Origin of the sequence: uncultured Brachyspira sp. (genome assembly GCF_944390845.1) — a bacterium.
In the GTDB taxonomy this organism is placed as follows: domain Bacteria; phylum Spirochaetota; class Brachyspiria; order Brachyspirales; family Brachyspiraceae; genus Brachyspira; species Brachyspira pulli.
On record NZ_CALXRM010000011.1, the window covers coordinates 48,120 to 66,909 of the forward strand.

Here is an 18,790-nt window from a genome sequence, read left to right on the forward strand (position 1 = left end):
TAAAAATTATTAAGGGGGCTTTAAAAGGCTCCCTTTTTATTTTTAAAAATTAAATTTAATTGATGAAATGATATTTATAATATAAAATCAAAATAATAAAAATATTTAGGTTTCATAATGGCTTCAAGTAAAAATAGTAAAGCAAAACAATTCAATATAAAAAATAATGACAGAAGATACATAATTGAAAAATACAGTTCAGATATATATTCAAAATATACTCCATACAACAGTAATAAAAATAGAGATTATGATGATTATTATATTCTTCACTCACTCAAAAATATAGTAAATAAAATCAATACTTTAAAAAATAATGATATAAAAGTATTATTAGTATCAATGAATTCAGGAAAGCCCGCACAATTAGATAAAGGAAAATATAAATATATAGAAATAGAGTTTGATAAAAGATTAAACTATAAAGAAGTGGAGTCTGATTATACAGATGACATTTATTTCTTTTTAGATGAAAATAAAATTTGTTTTTTTGAAATAGGTGTCTTTTTAGAATTATATAATAATTTGAAATCTTATGAGCAATTCAGTTACACTTATATATATAAAATAATTAATAAAATAATAAGTCCTTATAAATTAATATATGATAATTACCGCTTTTTAAATAATAAAGAAAGAAATTATAAAGATATTATAGAAGATATAAAAAATAACAATTTTGAACTTATAATCAAAGAGAGAGAAATTGATAGATTAAAAAAAGTCATGCAGGAATATTTTGATAATAATAAAAACACTGTTTCAATTCTTCCTTCATATAGATTGTATAAAGAAGATAAGAAAAAAGATACTAGATATTATACATTAGAAAGTTTAATAGTTTTAGATGAAATATTAAGAATATACAAAGATATAAAAAGTACAGAATTTGTATTTATTAGAAATATAAGCTATTTATATGATGCTGAAGATATAGCAAAAGAAATATTTAATTTTGACAAGATACTAAAATCAAATATATATACTATTGAAAGTGAAAAATATATAAAAGAAATTCTTTTTAATATAAGCGATGATAAAAAACGACAAAAAGAAATAAAGAAAATTGATATAAAAAATATACTTAATAATTTTGAAACTATAAAAATAAAAGACTTAGAGAATAGCATATTTTATTTGTATGATACAATACTTAATTTAATAAGAGATAATAATAACTATAATATAAAAGAAGATGAACAGTTACAAAATGGCATTTTATACTATGACAATGTTTTTCATTACTTACAATATTTTATAGGGTATTTATTTACTGATAAAAAAATTATAAATGAAGAAGAATATAAAAAAATAATAGCTCTTTACATTTATAAATATAATACACTTAGAAATCATAATACTTATAGATTCTACAAATTTTATTTAAATAATGAAACAGCAAAAAAACATAATATAAAAGATTACGGTATCATTGACTATAATATTTATATTTATTATGATGAAGAAAAAATAATTAAAAAATATTCAATATATGATTATAAAGAAATATACATTTATTATTATAAGTTTATATTGATGAGTATCGCATATGAAATTATAAAATATAATTTAGATGTAAAAAATTATTTAAAAGCTAAAAGAAAATATGAAATAGAACATAAGGAAGAAAAAAAAGAGGAAATTATTGAATATAATATTACCCCTTCATACGAATATGATTTTAATAAGATAAAAAAACATATTAATACATTTAATAATATTATTAATAATTTATATTTTATTAATATTATAAACTATGAAAAGTATAAAAAATATGACTGCTGTAAACTAGAAAAATTAATAAATGATGCTATTAATCTAATTAAAGATGAAAAAACATTTATAGATAGTGATATAGAGGAAGAAATAAAAGTATTTGAAGAATATAAATTAATAGAAAAAGAAGCAGAAAAAATAAAAAACACTATTAATAAAATTAAAAAAATTTTTGAATATATGTGCAAAAATAATATGATTGATAAAAATATTAATAAAAGATGGACTAAATGGGTTCAATTTTACACATTGAGCGAAACAGAATTATTAATATTTATTACAAATAAAATTAAAAATAAATTTTCTGATATAGAAGAAAATATAAAGGAATTTGAAGGATTCAAATTAATAAAAAAAGAGATAGAATTAAATAATAACAAAATAGGTTTAATTAATAACAAACCAGAATATATTAATAATTCAGAAGATATTTTAAATAAATTCTTCTACTCATTTTTAGAAGAAGAATATAAATTAAGCTATGATAATACAGAAGATATAATCAAAAAAATCAATAACTTCTATAATATATACAAATCAATAGAAATTCCTATAAAAAATATCTAAAAAAAATCAAAAAAAAAATTCTCGATTGACCTCCATACGAATATGTCAAATGATAAATTAGTATAAAAGTCCTAATATATAACTATGGTTAGATAAAAAAATATGTATCTAACTAAATATAATTTTCATATAAGGAGGCTCAATATGAGTAAAAAATCAAATCATAATGCTGACATTTCAAATGCCAACAAAGGTACATCTGGAACAAATATTACCTATGACAAGAATCAAGGTAATAGAGGCAAACAGATGAACCCTAATCAAAAGAAATAATAAATAAAATTATTTCTTCTGGCCGCTTCAAATTATTTATTGGTTTGGGGCGGCTTAAACAATTAAAGTTAATGAAAGGTATTATAAAAAGTTTGTATCTAATGATAACGAGGTATTAAAAAATTTAATAATAATATTTAAGGAGATTGTATAATGAACATTTACTTATCTATTGACTTACATAGAAAAAGAGCAAAAGAAGTGAGAGAGTATTTCACAAATTTATTAAAGATACTATACACATTAAAAATAGTATTCGGAGATAGTTTAAGCATTAATATGGAGGTGGTATTTGGCAGAGGGGTTCATAGTAAAAATAAAATACCTGTTTTGAAATATGTTGTTTTAAAACAAGCTAAAAAATACCAAGATTTAGGATACAAGTACAAATTAAATAAAAAAACAGCTAACGGATCTATGATTATAACTTTTTAATAAATAAGGTAAATGCAAAATGGCTAAAAGAGATGAAAACAACAATATAGATATAAATGCTAAGAGGGACATAAACAATTTTGATTTATATTATTTTATAAAGAATAAAAAATATTACTTGCCAAAATATTTATTTATTTTGAAAAGCAAAAAAAGATTAATGTCCATAGGAGAATTTTTAAATCTTTTGGAAAAAAATAATATAAATAATATGAGCATTAATTTATTAAGAGAATGGGATAATAAAGAGCTTCTTCCGGCATACAGAGTTGAAAGAGGAATGATCAGAACAGAAAGCAGGTACTACATAATGGAGCATCTTGATATTGTAAAAGAGATAGTAAAGTTAAAATCCTACGGGCTTGAGATAAGAGAGATAGAAAAAATAATTTTTGAAAATAAATCTTTTGAAATACTTTTCTTATCAAAAATAATAAAAAATAAGGAGTTATTTATGAAGATGAAAGAGATTATAAAAAACATAAAAAATATAGAAGATGATCTTGTAAGTTCTATATGCTTAGAAGTAAAAAATATATTTAATATAAATGATGATGATTTTAAAGAAACTTTCAATGATAAGTATTTAAACACTATATTAAATGATTATAAAAAGAGCAATTTAAATCCTGATGAATCAAGCATATTATTATTATCTTTAATACTTTTAAGTTTATACAATTCTTATGACAATGATTCTTTTGACAGGAAAAAATTCTCTAAACAGTTTTACAGCATCATAAGCGAAAACAAAAATCATACCTAACCATACTTAGGTTCATACTTTATTGATTAACAACATTGAATAAAGAGCAAATATATACCTAAACAACTATACTTTGTCAAAAGTAAAGTTATATTTTTGTTTTTATATCTGGGGCTTTGCCCCATACCCCACTTCTTTTGTTGCCACAAAGAAGCAAAAAGGCTACATTTGGGCTTTAATTTAATAAATTATCTTACATGTAAGACAATTTTAGTATGATTTAGTACTAATTCTATCCTTGCACTTTTTGCAACTTTTTGCGGCGGGAAAAAGTTGACTAAAAAATTGACAAACTTAAAAATTTTCAGTATATTTAATATAGATAAACGCTTTTAAAAACTTGATAACTTATTAAAGATAATAAAAAATCTTTAATTGTTATAAATAAAAAATATTTAAGGAGCAACCAAAATGAAAAAAACACTTGCATTGATTACGATTGTAATGATGATTTTTATTGCAAGCTGTAAAAAAACACCTACAACACCAGATACAATACAGCCTGGTAAGGTATCTCTTCAAAATTTTACAGAGTGGCTTGGTGCTATTAAAGTAACTGATTTCACAGCACAAACAGCAAATAATTCTTTAACTTTAACATCTGAAAAAGAAATAACAGCAGAAACAGCATTAACATCAATAAAAACTGCATTAAAAGCATTATCTAAAGAAAATATAGTAATAAACAATATAGATTCATTAACTTGGCAGCAGGAAGTAACAGCTGATAAAGATGGAATCATAAAAGTAAGCGTATCTCCTGCAGAAGGTATGCAATTTGCTGATGATTTAACTGCTTCTTTAGCTAATAATGAATTTACTATAACAGTAAAAATAAACTCTACTCCTCCAGTTACAGAAGAAGATATATCAATAGACGGAGCAGGTAAGTCTGCCGATATGCCTTTAGATATTTCTCTTTATACAGGAACTGATTTTACTAAAGAAGCCCCATTTACAATAAAAAAAGAGGCAGGAATAACTATTTCCAGCATAAAACCTTCTCAATTAAAACAGGCAGAAGGTATACAAGATAATTGGAATGTATCAAGTTTAAAAATATTTATGGATCTTATTTCTACCTTAAGTCCAAAGCTAATGATAAATTGGGTAGAAACTCTAAAGATATTAGAGGATTTTAATATTAAAGTAAAAACTTCTCAAATATATAAAATGACATTAACAATATCATATAGAAAAGACAGTAATACTTTGACTAAAGATATAGATTTGTATGTAAATTTAAAAAAAGATCATCAAATAGTAAATGATAAAGCTATAATAAAAGCATTTATTGAGGGAATATCAGGACAAACTTATACAGGTTCTGAAGAGACTATTAATATAATGGTAAATGACAATGTAACATTTAATATGGTTGACTTTTCACCTAGTTTTTCAGCATCATCTAGCGTAAACGAATTAAGATTTGCTGATAATACTACTGAGTTTGGAAAAAATGGAAGCATAAGTTATATAAATAGTACTGCTACTGGTCTCAATAAAACAGATGTAATACAAAGATTAAAAATTAAACTTTCAGAAATAGGAATTAATTGGTCTGGAAGCAGTTTCAATTTTTCTAAAGATACGTCAGGCGGCATAACATCTGACATAAAAGCAGTATCAAAAATTGATTCTATGACTGCATCAGACAGCTCTTTTGTATTTAGAACATCATTTAGTACTATTGATATTACAAAAGGTATAGATATTACTCTTATGACTTCTAAAGGCTGGGTTGAGTGATAATAGAAAATATTATTTTATAAATTAAATCAATCAATAATAAAATCCTGTCTTAATACTTTATTAGGGCAGGTTTTTTAATACTAAATAAAGGTTCAATTATGAAAAAAATTTTATTATTATTTTTTATTATTGCATTATATCTTTACCCTAATACTTCTATAGATAAATATTTACTTATTACTTTTAAAGGAAGTATAGATAAATACCCTATAAGTATGTATATAAAAATAATAAACCCCGATTCCATAATGTCAGGAAAAACAGCTTCTATAATAGGACATTATAAATATGACAAAATAAATACTCCAATAAAACTAGAAGGAACTATTAATAAAAAATCAATGACAATAAAAGCAAATGATAATGAAATATTTGCTTTTACATTTAATGAAGATCAATTATATAATATCATCAATTCAAAAACTGAAAATTATATTAATTTGAATGGCAAATGGAGAAACAATAATAAATATTTAGACTGTAATATAAGAACTTCAAAATTTATACATTCAATTTATGAAATATATATAGAAAAAGAATATCAAGGAAATGAAGGCTCTATTGGCGGAATATACATAGAAGACGAAGGAATAGCAATAGAAAATTTAGAGTCAAAAAGTACTACATTAAATCAATTCATATATGATTTAAATAACAGTCTTGATGAAACACTTAGCAATGATGATTACATGGCTAATTTAAGTTATACTGAATCTTCAAGACTTCATAGTTATTTTGATGATAAAATATTTTCTATAATATATTATTCCAATGGGTATTATGGAGGAGTTGGAATGGTTCATGATACTGTGGTAAGTATATTCTCAATAAATACATTCAATAGAGTAAATAACAAATTAAATGATTTAGTGTATGATACTATAGGTTTCAGAAATTTTATAAAATCAAAAATAAAAGAACAAGTTTCTAATTACGACTATGATAATTTTGGAGAATATTTTGATGAAAGAGTTACAAGTTTAGATTATGCAGAAATATATTTTAATAATGATGCTTCTGTAACAATTAATTTTTATTTTCCTGCTGACAAAATAGAATACTCTTCTATTGATGTAAATATGTACGAGTTGCTGCCTTATATAAAAAATGACAGCTTTTATAAATATTTATTTATAAAATAATTGTTTTACTTTATTAAAATCTCTGTATATACTGAAACGATTTCATTTTGCCGACTACTGCACATTATGTAATATTATCAACTTTTTTGCCGCACAAAAAAGTTGCTGCCTACGGCACGCAGAGCGAAAAACGCAATTGCTAGAACTTTATATTAAAAAATATATGTATTAAATGTATGGTATAACCTAGATTTAAACTAAAAATGCAGTCTTTCGCGAAGCGTATCCGAGCCTGTCGAGGATATAGGTTCTTTGTGCCAATACCATACCTAAAGGTACTCCTTTCAGTCACGGCACTCCCTGCGGTCGCAAAAGAATTGGGGGTGTTACGAAGTACGTAGAGCGGTGGGGCAAAGCCACCACAAACAATAAAATTGAAAAAACAAAAATTGACAAAATATAGTTGTTTAGGTATACACTATTTAAAGTTTATTAATTTCTTCAATGCTAAGACCTGTTAATTCACTTATAAGCTGTATATCCATATTTTTATTTTTCATATTTTTTGCTATTAATATTTGATTTTCTTTTATACCTTCTTCTTTACCTACTTTTATACCTTCCTCTTTACCTAATCTTCTTTCCTCAGCAAGCATTATTTGATTGCCGTATAAATAAGCTTCTTTTTTCTCATATTCAGTCATCATTAATTTACTTTTTACAAAATTATTATATTTTTTCTGTACTTGTTCCATTATAGGTTTTTCTTTTACTATTTCAGACATAGAAGCCTCCACATTTTTTGATGTAAAAAATTTAAGCCAGCAATTTAAATCTTTTGCTAATAAATTTTTCTTAAATTTTTTTAATTCAATTATATGTATTTGTAAATGATCAGTTAATAACCTTTTATTATTCATTTCATAAAGCATATAACAGGAATGAATATTGTTCTTTTTATCTAAATTAAAATTAAGAAGATTAATACTAATTACAGGAGTAAGCTCATCATATTTTTCGCCATGTTTCAATAATTTACTATAATTAACAGCCCAATAATAAAGTATTCTCTCTGGAAATCTTGAATTACCTTGTAATTGAATCTCTATAATAACAACTGCTCCATTTTGTGTTATACATTTAACATCTACTATAGTTTCTTTATTACTTTTATTGCTTTTATAATTAAAAGGAGTAAGTATTTCTACTGAACGGAAAGTTTTCATACCTGCATTAAGCATTATAGAATTAATAAAGTCTAATAAAATAACTTCGCTTCCTTTATCAGCAAAAAGATATCTGACAAAATAATCATTCAAAGTATTAAAATATTTTTTTTTATTAATATTAGTTGCCATATAAGCTATTATACTAAAAATATAATAGTTTGTCAAAATATTAAAAATTATATTATAAAATTAAAAGTTAATTATAAATATTATATTTCTTTATTCCTTAGTTTTTTTTATCATACAGAAATAAATTATATATATTATTACAGTTGATACCAACATAGCTATTCCAAATCTTAATGTTATATTTAATAAAGTAATTTCATACACACCCTTTAAATATAAAATAAAGTATGGAATGTTAAAGAATGTATTAACTATAAATGACTGAAGTAATATATATTTTATCTGTCCTATTGCATATAGTAAATTTGATATGATATTATAGTAAGCATAAAATACATAAAATGGAAGAAGTATCATAATCAGATTCATAATTACATCAAGATTTTGAACATTCATTATATACTTCAAAAAATATTTATATGTAGGTATTAAAGCTATCCATATAATCACAAATATAGTCGTTAAAACACATAAGGCTTTAAACTTCTATTATGCTTTTTAGATAAATCTGTTTTTATCAAAGTACCTATTTGATTTATTGGTATCAAAAGCCAAGACCAGAAAAAAGAATTAGCTATCCAATAGTTACCCTGCTCTCCTACAATATTTATCATTCTTACAAGCACAATACTATAAATCAAATTTCTATAAAAAGACTCAAAACCTGATATAACATTTAATGAAGTAATATTTTTATTCCAAAGGAAATTTAATTTTATCTTAGCAAAAATATTATATCCGCTTTTATCTAATAATATTAAGGCAATGATCACAGATATTAAATTTGATATTATATTATTATAGGCAATTCCATTAACACCTAGATTTAATGATATAGGATACTGAGAAACAAAAAGTATATCAAGTATAATAGTGAGAACCATTTTTATTGTTGTAATTGCAAATATAGATTTATAATTTTCTAATGAAGTATGTGCTACAATAATTAAATGAAATAGCACTATAGCAATATTGGCAAATGATTCTAATTTTATATAAGTTGTTGTTTGTGCATAAAGTTCTGTTTGCTGTTTCATTACATTTACTAAATTGCCGGCAAATATATTTATTATTAAAGCCATTATTATATATATAAAAGTTATTATGATAAGAGAACTTCTTACTTTATTAATGAATATTTCTTTATGATTATTTATGTCATCATCTTTGATATTACCAAAAAAGAAAAATAAAGGAGCTATTATCGCTTCTTCAAATACTTCATATATTATCCCAAGCCACATTTGCTGAGAAGCTATATTTATTCCGCTTGAATCAGGATAACTGTCTAATAAATATATTCTAAAAATTGAATAAATAGAAGGTATTAAAGCTTGTATATACTGAAACGATTTCATTTTGCCGACTACTGCACATTATGTAATATTATCAACTTTTTTGCCGCACAAAAAAGTTGCAAAAAACGCAATTGCTAGAACTTTATATTAAAAATATATGTATTAAATGTATGGTATAACCTAGATTTAGACTAAAAATGCAGTTTTTTTGGTTCTTTTATACCAATAAAAGAACTGGGGTATGGGGCAAAGCCCCAGATATAAAAACAAAAATATAAATTTATTTTTGACAAAATATAGTTGTTTAGGTATAATCAAAACTATAAATAATCTAAAATTAATTTTCTTAAACAAATCAGTAATCATAAAATAGCCCAACTATAATTTTTCATATATTATAGTTTAATTATATTTTTATCAATATTTCAAAAATGTATATTTCTGTATTTTATTAATTTATTATTACTTATAATAATAAAAAATGTATATAGAAGTTGATTTTTCATATTTTTTTTACTATACTTGAATTATCATGCATTGCTTAGTTTTCTATGAATCAGCTTATTCTTTAAGCTTCTTTAGAAACCAATCCAATAGTATAATAAATAATCTATTATATCAAAATATTACCAGTTATAAGAGGAGGAATGTTTATGGGCAAAATTTATAACCCAGAAAGTATTCGTAATGTTGTACTTTTAGGCCATGTAGGAAGTGGTAAAACTACTTTAAACGAAGCTTTACTTCTCAGAGCAAATGCCATAGAGAAGAAAGGTGAAATCGAAAGAGGTACTACAGTCAGTGATTATACTGATGAAGAAATTAAACAAAAAATGTCTATACGTACTTCTTTAAGTTTTATTGAATGGAAAGATCATAAAATTAATCTGGTTGACATTCCGGGGTCTGGAGATTTCAGCGGTGAAATTAACCCTGCTTTAAGAGTTGCAGAATCTTGTATAGTTGTAATTGATGCGGAATTTGGTATTCAAATAGAAACTGAAAAACATTGGCAAATGGCTAATAATTTTAAAAGACCAAGAATTGTCTTTATTAATAAAATAGACAAAGAAATGGTTGATCATAAAACATTATTAGAAAAAATAGAACATAACTTTAAAGAGCCTCCTGTAGTGCCTATACAAATACCTATGGGTAATGGTAAAGATTTCAAAGGTATAATAGATGTTATTTATCATAAGGCTTATTTTAGAGATGAACATGGAAAAATCATAGAAGCAGAAATACCTGAAGAATATTATGATGAATACAGAGCTACACGCGACAGATTAAAAGAATTAGTATGCGAAGTAGATGACAGCCTTACAGAGAGATTTTTAGAGGGCGGTAAATTTACAGATGAAGAATATATTGATGCTTTAACAAAATCTATACTTCAATATAAAGTAGTACCTATTCTTTTCGGAACTTCTATAAGAGATATAGGTATGGGTGCTGTACTTGATACTATTATCAGATATATGCCTTCACCTTCTTATGTTCCTGTTACAGATGGTACAGATCTTTTAACTAATGAACCAGCAACAAGATCTATATTAGGAGAAAATAATCCTTTTGCTGCATTTGTATTTAAAACTACAATAGACCAATATGCAGGAAGAATATCATTCTTTAAAGTTCGTTCCGGAAGCATAAAAAGCGGCGATGAAATATATAATTCAAGAACCGGCAAAAAAGAAAAAGTTGCTCATATATATATGGCAAGAGGTAAAAAACAAATAGAAAGCGATACTATTACAGCAGGAGATATCGGAGTATTGGCAAAACTTTCTGACTGCAGAACTGGTGATACAATAAGTGTTCCATCTTCACCATTCCAATTCTTACCTCTTAAAGTTCCTCAGCCAATATACTTTACAGCAATTAAGATATTGAAAAATGATGTTAAAGCATTGGAAGTATTAGATACTATTGCTCAGGAAGATTTAACATTTAATGTAGAGTTTGATAGTGAAACTAAAGAAACTATTATAAAAGCTATGGGAGCATTACAAGTAAAATTAGCATTGGAAAGAGTTATTTCTCTTACTAAAGCAGAAATAGAACAAAGCGTTCCAAGAGTAGCTTATAGAGAAACTATCAGAAAACAAGCTCAAGCTCAATACAGACATAAAAAACAATCAGGCGGAAGCGGTCAGTTTGGAGAAGTTCATTTAGAAGTTTCACCTCTACCACGTGACGGCGGTTTTGAATTTGTAAACGATATATTTGGAGGAGCTATACCAAAACAATATATACCTGGTGTAGAAAAAGGTATACAAGATGCATTAGCACAAGGACCATTAGGAAGATATCCTATGGTTGATATAAAAGTAAGACTCTATGACGGTAAATATCATGATGTAGATTCTAATGAATTATCATTTAGAATAGCAGGCTCAATGGCAGCTAAAGAAGCATTCAAAAATGCAAGCCCTGTATTATTAGAGCCAGTTATGAAAGTTACTGTTTATGTACCTGAGGAGTTTACAGGTTCTATAATGAACGAACTCACAGGTAAAAGAGGCAAAATCTTAGGTATGGAGGCAGCATCTAATACAGTACAAATGATTAAAGCAGAAGTACCGCTTTCAGAAATACTTACTTATTCAATAGAAATGAAAGCATCTACTTCCGGCAGAGGTACTTTTGAAATGGAGCATTCTCATTATCAAGAGCTTACAGGTCCTTTAGCTGACAAAGTTATAGAGGAAAGAAAAGCATTGCTTGGTATTGCAGAATAAAGTTGGGCTTAGTATATAAAAATAAAGTTGATATTTTTTATATACTATAATATAATAATTATATATGTATAAAATTAGGAGATTGTATGCTCAAAATAATTGACAAAATCACAAAAGAACATGTATTTGAAGGTTTGGAATCAAAAGACAAAGAATCACTTTTTAGAGCTTTAAGTGAAAAAATTGCACCTGTTGCTTCTGCTTCAGCAGACGCTATATTCGATGCATTCAAAAAACGTGAAGATGAATACACAACTAATATTGGTAATGGTGTTGCTGTTCCACATGGAAGAATTCAAGGTTACGGAAGAACAGACATATTCGTAGGTTTTTTGAAAGATGAAATTAACTATGATTCAGATTCAGATGAAAAAAGCCCTGTTAAACTTGTATTTGCTATACTTTCTGATCTTGATAACCCTCAAGATTACCTTTTAAATCTTTCTCAAATATTCTTCTTGGTTAACCAAAAAGAAATACTTGACAAAGTTATGGCTACTAAAGGTTATGATGAACTTGCTAGCGTTTTAGAATCTTTCAAAAAATTAGATGAAAAATTTGAAGCTGAAAAACAAATTAAATTCTTAATAGAACTTGAAAGAGCTGAAATACAAATCAAAGCTTATGAACTTTATAGCTCTACTCACTCTCAGCAAAAATCTGATGTAGTTTTAGAAGAATACAAAAAATATAAAGACACTATTCTTAGCAAAATAGATATAGCTGTATTAGAAAATTATAAGAGAATTAAAGAAAATAAAGGTGAAGCTCTTGCTAAAATCGAAAATTATAAATGCAGTGCTTGTAATGTAGCTATACCTAAAATGACTGTTAATGAAGTTAGAAGACAAAATCAAATTATAATGTGTTTCCATTGCGGAAGAATATTATTTACTACTGATTAATTTTAAGTTATTTTAATGTTAAATAATTTATTGAGAATAAGGAAAGCTAAATTAATATTAATTATTTTGGCTTTCCTTTATATTTCCTGTTCACCAAATAAACCTAGCTCTGCCATTTTAGAGTTTTACAACTACCCTAACCCATTTACTCCGTCTGAAGAACATACTACTTATAAAGTTTCTATTAAAAGCGGAGAAATAATTAGTGCCAAACTTGAAATATATTCACAAAGCGGCGATTTAGTTGATTCAAAAGACTTGGTTATTGAAAGCAGCAAACAAAGTGCTACATGTATATGGTCTGGTATAGATAAAAATGGAAAATATCTTCCATCTGGAGTCTATGATGCTAAAGCTATAGTAAAAGATAATCAAGATACAACATTCCTATCAGAATTTAAAACTTCTATAAGATAATTTTTTATAAAAAGTTTATATAGTTTTAGTGTATAGCTAAATATTATTTATTGAATTAATTTAAAAAACTTATAATAAAAATTAGAGCATCATATAAATAATTATATATATTAATTTCATTAAAATATTTATTTAATAAAAAAATTAAGTCTATTATTATTTTATAAGTATTTATAGAATATATACTGAAAATTTTTAAGTTTGTCAACTGATGCACTTTATATAGATATTATCTACTTTTTTGCCGCGACTTCGTCAAAGTTGCTGCTTACGGCAAACGCAATTGCTAGAACTTTATATTAAAAACATGCCTATTAAATATAGGGTATAACCTATAAAAATGCAGTCCTTCGCGAAGTGTATCCGAGCCTGTCGATGATATAGCTTCTTTGCGACACCACCGAGTAGGTGCCTAATTGGCAAAAGAAGTATGGTCTTGCGTAAGCACGCAGAGCGGTGGGCAAAGCCACAGATATAAAAATAAAAATATAAATTTATTTTGACAAAATATAGTTGTTTAGGTATATACTAAATTCCTTAGATTAATAACATATTTTCTATATAAGTTGATAGAATATGATTTTAAAATAAATTTATACTTTGCGAATATAAAAAACTAAGAATATAACTCTTTGAATTAAGTACCCAAAATATTTGAAAAATAAAAACTCTTATAAGCAATACTAAAATTAAATATAATTATTCTTTAGCAGAATTAGCTTCTGGAATACCATTATTTTTTAATTTTTCAATAAAGCTTCTTAAATCATTTTTATTATTTTTAGAGTTATTGCCTTTTCCTCTCTCTATAAGTCTCTTAGTACCAAGACTTACTATTGTTTGAATATCCAAAATGAAGCTTACAGTACCATCACCCAAAACAGTAGCACCAGCTAAACCTTCACTTTTTGTGATATTGTCTTTAAGAGTTTTTATTACTATATCCTGCTCACCTATTAAGTTATTAACAAGCAATGCTACTTTTTTACCTTCAGATGAAAGAATAACAGCATAATAAGATTTAATATTATTGTATCTTGAAGGAAGTCTGAATAACTCCTTAATACTTAATACGTTAATAACATCTTCTCTAACTTTAATAACTTCTATACCTTCTAATTCCTGAATATCTTTAACATCTATTTTGATAGTTTCCAATATACTGTTAATTGGAACTGCATAATATTCTTTTTCAGCATCAACAATAAGAGCCTGAATAATAGCAACAGTAAGAGGAATTCTCAAGAAAAATGTAGAACCCTTCCCCCACTCTGTTTCTATACCAACAGTACCATTTATTTTCTCTAAACTTTTCTTAACAACGTCCATACCAACACCTCTACCGGATACATTGGTAATTTTTGCTGCAGTAGAAAAACCAGGAGCAAATATATATTCTAACATTTGTTTTTCTGATAATTTAGCATCAGCTGATACTAAGCCTTTTTTAACTGCACTTTCAAATATCTTTTGAGGTATCATTCCTTTACCGTCATCGGATATTTTTATGATGATCAAGTTACCTTCATGCGAAGCACCTAAAACAACAGTACCAGTTCTAGGTTTTCCGGCTTTTTCCCTTTCATCAGGAGGCTCTATACCATGGTCCATAGCATTTCTTATAATGTGAACCAATGGGTCTACTAATACCTCAATAACGGATTTATCTAATTCTGTTTCCTCTCCGTACATTTCTAATTTTACTTCTTTACCTAAATCTCTTGATAAATCTCTTATTAAACGAGGGAATCTATTGAATGTTTGTGCTATAGGCAACATCCTTATTTTCATTACAGTTTCTTGTAATTCATTTGTTACCCTAGTAAGAAGCTGATAAGAGTTTCTAAACTTATCTAAAGTATTTTTAAACTCTTCTTCCATTTTTACAAATTCAGTTAATTTATTATTAAATCCGTCTATATATGTATTTCTAATTTCTTTAGCTTCTTTTTTCTGCAAATGCTCTTCAAATTTTCTAAGTATCTGAACAATACTATCTCTATAATATCTTTTTACTTCATTTATACTAGTACCTATAATCTTTTGATATGAAGTAAGATCATCATCATACTGTATATATGAACTTTTATTTGTTACAAGCTCTCCCACCTGGTTCATCATAGCATCTATTCTGTCACTTTCTACTCTTAAGAAAGAACTTTGTCTGTCAACTTTATGATCTTTTCCAGATTTAGCAGCATCAGGTTTTTTAGCTGCATTGTTAGATGCCGCTGCAGCTTCTTTTGCTTTTTGAGCTTCCTCTTTTTGTTTTTTATCTTGAAGGAATTTTTCATATTCTTCTAATATTATTTCTTCAAGCGATATTTCTTTTGTAACATCTGGTAATGTAATAGCATCTATTATGGTTTGATCTTCTTTAATAGTAGCAAGTATATAAGTTACATGCTCATAGAACTCATCACCTTCCAAAGCTTCAAGAGGAGGTATGCTTCCCATTATTTCGCCTACATCTTTAAGAGCAACGAATACTTGAACCCCTCCTACTGTTCTCATAGGGCTTTCAGGGTCAAAACTTACATGAACCAATTTAGTTTTTACATTTTCTTCTACGTTATCTCTAATAATACCAAGTAAATCGCTGTCATTTGGCAGAAGTTCATATTTATTTACTTTTTTCTCAGCTTCAGGTACAGCTGTTGGGGCTGAACTAGAAGCAGCTGCTGCAGGAGCATCTGTTCCGGCAGATGGTGCAGGACCAGAACCCAATTTCATATTTTTAAAATCTTCTAATTTTTTTATTTCAGCTTCTATATCTCCGGAATATGTACTTTCCTCGCTTGCTGTATTAATAAGGTCTTTTAATATATCTATACCTTTTAAAAGTACATCTATAGTAGCATCATCAACTTCTATTTTATTATTTCTAATTAAGTCAAGTAAATCCTCAAATCTGTGGGCATATTTTTGTGTTTCAACAAGTTCTACTGCACCAGCACTTCCTTTTAAAGTATGAACTGCTCTGAATATTTCTTGTATTGCATCTACGTTATTTCTTTCATTATCCAAAATAAGAATATTCTGTTCAAGCCTATCAAGCATTTCAAATGCTTCTTCAAAGAAATCTTTAAGCAGACTTTTTATATAATCATCCATTTATACGCCCCATAAAAATTGAAAATCTTACCATATATTATCGGAAAGCTCCGAAAATATCTATAGTAAATAATATTTTTACTTGAAAATATAATAATTTATTATATGATAAAAATTGTTAAATGTCTACATCTTTATTATTTAAAGATTGAAATATTATCAAACTTTAAATATATTATTATGTATTATTTTTCACTATTTTTAAATATATTGTAGGAGTTGTATGATATATTTTACTTCTGATACTCACTTTTTTCATATTGGGAGAAACAGAAAAAATAAATTTGATGATTATATTTCTTTACACAATGTACTTGTTGATAATTGGAATAAAAAAATTTCGGATAATGATGATATATATATCATAGGTGATTTTTCAAATGAAAATGGTTATAAAAAAACTTCTGAACTCCTTAAATATTTAAAAGGAAATAAATATTTAATTAAAGGAAATAATGATAAATTTTTAAACAATCCAAATTTTGATATCAAATTATTTAAATTTATAAAAGATTATTATGTATTAGATATCAAAAAATATAATGAAAAAATAAAAAAAATAGTGTTATTTCATTATCCTATATTGGAGTGGGAAGGCTACTACAACGGAACAATGCTTATTCATGGACATTGGCATAATGATAAAAAATATCATAATATGGCATTTAATGTTGCTAGTGATATTCATAACTTAACTCCATTATCAATTAATGAAATATTAAAAATGGTATTAAATGAATAGTTACAAATATATATTATTAAATAGACTTCATAAAACTATAACAGAAAAAAATAAAATAGAAAATGATACTATTAAATTTTTAAGTTATGATATTACTATTGAACCAAAAATAGTTCAGCTGGAAAAGAAAAATAGTGTATTATGTACAATATATTTCTATGTGAAAGCTCCACTTTTTGATTATGTATTTTTTGATTCATCTTCAAGTATAGCATCAGACGAATATAAAGCCATAGAACTTTCATCTGATAATTTTGTATATTCCGCTTTGCAAGGCATATTAGATTTTCTTTCAGGAATTTTTCATCATGAAATAGAAACTTATTTACTTGATAATAAAAAGATTTTTACAGTATGTGAAAGTCCTATGATAGGTCTTGGAAATATAGAAAATAAAGAAGATTTCTACAATGAATATGTAGGATTTGATCAAGAAAACGGATATTCTAGTTTCTTATGGAATGCCATTTATAAAGAAGTTCCTTTTATACTTAATAATAACAGAGTAAGCTTCATAAAAACTTATGGTGCTAAAATGCCAGATGGTGAAATTATGGTTGAATGTTCTATGAATAATGTTCAAAATAAACTCTTAGAAAATTGCGTACAAAATGAAATTATAAAATGGGACAATAATGGAGAATTTTTTTCTATAAAACAGTTCTTCTTTATACTTCAATCGGATGCAACATATATAAAATATCCATACACTAAAGAAGAAATAGAATATTTTGTTATAGAATATGTACTTGAATTCGAAAAATTGAATGGATATTATGAAAAGTTTATTGAAAGTATAAGTAATATAATTGTTGATAAAAACATAAGGGAAGAAATAATTAATTTTATACCTGAAATATGTACAGAAAATGCATTCAAAGATGTTGTATTTGATGAAAGAGCAACAGTAAATATAGGAAATAAAAGTTATAAAATATTAAAAACTCAATTTACAAGCTATAAATATATTGAAGATGCTTTAATAGACGGCTTTTCAAATAATATTTTTAAAAAAGATACATTCAATGACTTGGTTCATATTAGCAATTCTTATAATACAATATACGAATCTATGCAAAATAATCCTAATATAGCTATGCATGATATATTTGTTTCTTGCACATTCACTTTTACAGAAGATTATAAATTTATTTAATATATGTGGCTTTGCCCACTGCGAAGCACACAGAGTGCAGATCTGCGTACTTCGTAACACCCCAGTTCTTTTACCGACGCTCTGCGTGCCGTAGGCAAGGTACCTTTCGGTATTAGTATAAAAGAACCAAAACAACTGCATTTTTGACCTAAAACTAGGGTTTACACTATATTTAATATATATTCTTAAAATATAAAGTTCTAGCAATTGCGTTTTTCGCTCTGCGTGCCGTAGGCAGCAACTTTGACGAAGTCCGCAGAGCGTGTGTGGCAAAAAAGTTGATAATTCTATATAAAGTGCATCGGTTGACAAACTCTAAAATTTTTAGTATATACTGAAAATTTTTAAGTTTGTCATTTTTTTAATCTATTGTATAATAACAATATGGATTTTAATTTAACAGAC

15 protein-coding genes are annotated in these 18,790 nt (G+C 26.0%); 11 read left to right on the plus strand and 4 right to left on the minus strand.

What is annotated here, in order from left to right; all coding sequences use genetic code 11:
• The first annotated feature begins 117 nt into the window (after positions 1-117).
• The 6 genes from Q0K52_RS03805 to Q0K52_RS03830 all read left to right on the plus strand — a co-directional run bounded on the left by Q0K52_RS03805 (position 118) and on the right by Q0K52_RS03830 (position 6,711).
• Complete coding sequence (locus Q0K52_RS03805; RefSeq protein WP_297296634.1) at positions 118-2,343, plus strand: hypothetical protein; 2,226 nt, start codon at positions 118-120, stop codon at positions 2,341-2,343.
• A 102-nt stretch (positions 2,344-2,445) separates the two neighbouring features.
• Positions 2,446-2,616 (plus strand): hypothetical protein, encoded by a 171-nt coding sequence (locus tag Q0K52_RS03810; protein ID WP_297296636.1) that lies wholly within the window; start codon positions 2,446-2,448, stop codon positions 2,614-2,616.
• 153 nt (positions 2,617-2,769) lie between these two features.
• Positions 2,770-3,051, plus strand: a complete 282-nt coding sequence (locus Q0K52_RS03815) for a hypothetical protein (RefSeq protein ID WP_297296638.1) — start codon at positions 2,770-2,772, stop codon at positions 3,049-3,051.
• 19 nt (positions 3,052-3,070) lie between these two features.
• Entirely contained in the window at positions 3,071-3,817 is a 747-nt protein-coding gene (locus tag Q0K52_RS03820) for a MerR family transcriptional regulator (RefSeq protein ID WP_297296640.1), read from the plus strand.
• Positions 3,818-4,228: 411 nt separating this feature from the next.
• Positions 4,229-5,566 carry a hypothetical protein gene (locus tag Q0K52_RS03825; RefSeq protein ID WP_297296642.1) on the plus strand — a complete coding sequence of 446 codons (1,338 nt, stop codon included), beginning with the start codon at positions 4,229-4,231 and terminating at the stop codon, positions 5,564-5,566.
• 101 nt (positions 5,567-5,667) lie between these two features.
• Positions 5,668-6,711, plus strand: a complete 1,044-nt coding sequence (locus Q0K52_RS03830) for a hypothetical protein (protein ID WP_297296644.1) — start codon at positions 5,668-5,670, stop codon at positions 6,709-6,711.
• A gap of 422 nt (positions 6,712-7,133) precedes the next feature.
• Here Q0K52_RS03830 and Q0K52_RS03835 read toward each other — a convergent pair whose 3' ends face one another.
• The 3 genes from Q0K52_RS03835 to Q0K52_RS03845 all read right to left on the minus strand — a co-directional run bounded on the left by Q0K52_RS03835 (position 7,134) and on the right by Q0K52_RS03845 (position 9,367).
• Entirely contained in the window at positions 7,134-8,009 is an 876-nt protein-coding gene (locus tag Q0K52_RS03835; protein WP_297296646.1) for an Rpn family recombination-promoting nuclease/putative transposase, read from the minus strand.
• 90 nt (positions 8,010-8,099) lie between these two features.
• Positions 8,100-8,405 carry a hypothetical protein gene (locus tag Q0K52_RS03840; protein WP_297296648.1) on the minus strand — a complete coding sequence of 102 codons (306 nt, stop codon included), beginning with the start codon at positions 8,403-8,405 and terminating at the stop codon, positions 8,100-8,102.
• A 65-nt stretch (positions 8,406-8,470) separates the two neighbouring features.
• Complete coding sequence (locus Q0K52_RS03845; protein ID WP_297296650.1) at positions 8,471-9,367, minus strand: hypothetical protein; 897 nt, start codon at positions 9,365-9,367, stop codon at positions 8,471-8,473.
• 593 nt (positions 9,368-9,960) lie between these two features.
• On the opposite strand from Q0K52_RS03845, the gene fusA reads away from it, so the two are divergent.
• The 3 genes from fusA to Q0K52_RS03860 all read left to right on the plus strand — a co-directional run bounded on the left by fusA (position 9,961) and on the right by Q0K52_RS03860 (position 13,373).
• Positions 9,961-12,051, plus strand: coding sequence for an elongation factor G (fusA, locus tag Q0K52_RS03850; RefSeq protein ID WP_297296652.1), 2,091 nt, complete (start codon positions 9,961-9,963; stop codon positions 12,049-12,051).
• Positions 12,052-12,137: 86 nt separating this feature from the next.
• On the plus strand, positions 12,138-12,956 hold the full coding sequence (locus Q0K52_RS03855) for a PTS sugar transporter subunit IIA (RefSeq protein WP_297296654.1): 819 nt from the start codon (positions 12,138-12,140) through the stop codon (positions 12,954-12,956).
• Positions 12,957-12,971: 15 nt separating this feature from the next.
• On the plus strand, positions 12,972-13,373 hold the full coding sequence (locus tag Q0K52_RS03860; protein ID WP_297296656.1) for a FlgD immunoglobulin-like domain containing protein: 402 nt from the start codon (positions 12,972-12,974) through the stop codon (positions 13,371-13,373).
• Between the two features lie 699 nt (positions 13,374-14,072).
• Here the strand turns inward: Q0K52_RS03860 and Q0K52_RS03865 are convergent.
• Entirely contained in the window at positions 14,073-16,487 is a 2,415-nt protein-coding gene (locus tag Q0K52_RS03865; protein ID WP_297296658.1) for a chemotaxis protein CheA, read from the minus strand.
• 223 nt (positions 16,488-16,710) lie between these two features.
• Between Q0K52_RS03865 and Q0K52_RS03870 the strand changes: the two genes are divergently transcribed.
• Entirely contained in the window at positions 16,711-17,229 is a 519-nt protein-coding gene (locus tag Q0K52_RS03870) for a phosphoesterase (protein ID WP_297296660.1), read from the plus strand.
• Complete coding sequence (locus Q0K52_RS03875; RefSeq protein WP_297296662.1) at positions 17,222-18,385, plus strand: DUF6348 family protein; 1,164 nt, start codon at positions 17,222-17,224, stop codon at positions 18,383-18,385. Before Q0K52_RS03870 ends, Q0K52_RS03875 begins: the two co-directional genes overlap by 8 nt.
• Positions 18,386-18,790 lie beyond the last annotated feature (405 nt).